This window comes from Ectobacillus funiculus, from assembly GCF_004138295.1.
Taxonomy (GTDB): Bacteria; Bacillota; Bacilli; order Bacillales; family Bacillaceae_G; genus Ectobacillus; species Ectobacillus funiculus.
Window position 1 is genome coordinate 1 of the sequence record NZ_SCFM01000047.1, and the last position, 2,068, is coordinate 2,068.

The window sequence follows — 2,068 nt, forward strand, 5'->3', positions numbered from 1 at the left end:
AAACATTGACGTTTTGTGTTTTGTTCAGTTTTCAAAGAACTCGTCCATCGCTCAAAGGCGACTTTCTTAATATAACACCTTATTTATTTCGTGTCAAACATTTTTTGATCCATCCCCATAAACATCATATGTTTAGTCGGGATTAACAATATATCATAGCTTACTTTTCTCGTCAACAGCTTTCATAAAGTAAATTCCTTCAGCTATGTTGAGTTCTTCATAGCAATCGAAAGCTGGTTAAGAAAAAGATTTCGCTTCACCGCGATTTATTTCAGTATCAGCGGCAGAAATATAATATAACATATCTTATAAAGTTATTGCAATACCTTTATGCATAAAAAATATGCCTGTTTTTTAGAACTCATTGTATCCCTCATACCACTATGTTAATGAGACTATGCATCATACATAATAACAAAATCGAGGCATCCTACCCAAATAAGAGTTAGAAAAGGTCTTCCGTAATCCAACCAGAAGACCCCTCCCTTTTTACAATTTAATCGGAGAACTTTCTTTATTACACTAATACTTCCTTAACTGCTTCCTTCAATTGTTTCCCTGGTTTAAATGCCGGAACTTTACTTGCCGGAATTTCAATTTCTTCACCGGTTTGCGGGTTACGTCCTGTACGAGCTGCCCGATCACGTACTTCAAAGTTACCGAACCCAAGTATTTGGACTGAATCTCCCGCTTTCAATGAATTTAGGATTGCATCAAATATAGCATCAACCGCTTGAGCCGCATCCTTCTTCGTTAGTTCCGCTTGTTCAGCTACGCTATTGACAAGATCTGTTTTATTCATAAATAAGACCTCCAAGATTATATATGATATATTGCCTATCCTACTGAATTCTATATTCTTCAGCCTAAACCTCTTAATTTCCTCTGCTTGTGCAAAAAAATACCTCTCTTTATATATGTGATAATCTTAGCTTATGAAGCAGCAATTTTATCCCGTAATTCTTTCATGATTTTGAGCTCCTTTTCCCTTGAACAAAGCTTTTCCCTCCAATTTACAGTTTTCCCGTTTGGGAGTGTAGAAGATTGCCCCTCTTCTAAGACAACTTGCTGAATTCCATCAATTGCTGCTTCGAGGCGTTCAATTTGAGCATCTACGATGTATAAGTATTTCTTCATAGTTTCGACTAGCACACCAGACGATTCAATAATCCGTTCTACATTATCCATTGTTCATCCTCCTCCATATTCCGAGAAAATGAGCCTTTGTAATTGGATTCATGTTGTTAGAGCGTTTGTTATTTTCCTCGTAAGCAATAGGGCTTAGTCTAGGTGACTGTAAATCTTTCAAACAGTTTTTCTATTCACTCTAGGTGCAAGCATATATCCGTTTGGTATAGTCCTTTAGAATACGACAACTCACCTCTCATCTTTTTCTATCTTTATTCTTGTCCTAGATCCAAAAATTTATACAAATCTTTTATATACTTTTGTACATGATTAGGAAAGATTCCTTCCTGTTTATTGTAGATATATAAGTTCGACTTAAAATGGTAGTAGGCCAACCTTAATTTTATTTATTTGTCTACTACATAAACCCATTAATCTCATCGCATTTTCAGATGTCTCTTCAAGGTTTTGCTTTCCATTTTCCATGCTTCCTCTAATGTAGAAATCGCTTGTGTAATCCTGAAAATAGAATCAATTTTTCATAAATGAAAACAATAGTTAAAGATAGAGTACACTGAATAAAGAATTTGATATACTATAGTAAGTAACCATAATAAACTTCTTTTACGATAAGCCACTTAACAATTCAATATTATTAGAGGGGATTCGATATAAGTTTTCTTACTAGCGACCACGGAACCTCATTTTCACTCAATTATTACATAAGGTTAAGAATATTAGAGGTCTTAGATTTTTATCCATTAGCCCTAATAGATAGATAGCGTAGGATTAAAATGCTTTTAATCTAAACAAAGTTTTAAAGAAAACTTGCCGATTGGCGAGCCCTGCCCTTGGGCGAAGACAGAGGCGTAGTTGCACTTACACTGTATTCCTAAAATTTCCGGCTGCTTCGAATTCACTTCTAGCTGGAAATTTAGAC

At 35.1% G+C, this 2,068-nt stretch carries 2 protein-coding genes; both read right to left on the minus strand.

Features of this window, described 5'->3' with window-relative positions; translation table 11 throughout:
* Nucleotides 1-517: 517 nt before the first annotated feature.
* The gene (locus EP737_RS21130; RefSeq protein WP_129730712.1) at nucleotides 518-802 is read right to left on the minus strand and encodes an HU family DNA-binding protein; all 285 of its coding nucleotides are present in this window, start codon (nucleotides 800-802) and stop codon (nucleotides 518-520) included.
* 131 nt (nucleotides 803-933) lie between these two features.
* The gene (locus tag EP737_RS21135; protein ID WP_129730714.1) at nucleotides 934-1,188 is read right to left on the minus strand and encodes a hypothetical protein; all 255 of its coding nucleotides are present in this window, start codon (nucleotides 1,186-1,188) and stop codon (nucleotides 934-936) included.
* Between the last annotated feature and the right edge of the window lie 880 nt (nucleotides 1,189-2,068).

Excerpts from the sequence above, each read along its gene's own strand:
- EP737_RS21135 (WP_129730714.1), bottom strand. The coding sequence starts at position 1,188 with ATGGATAATGTAGAACGGATTATTGAATCGTCTGGTGTGCTAGTCGAA.
- EP737_RS21130 (WP_129730712.1), bottom strand. The coding sequence starts at position 802 with ATGAATAAAACAGATCTTGTCAATAGCGTAGCTGAACAAGCGGAACTA.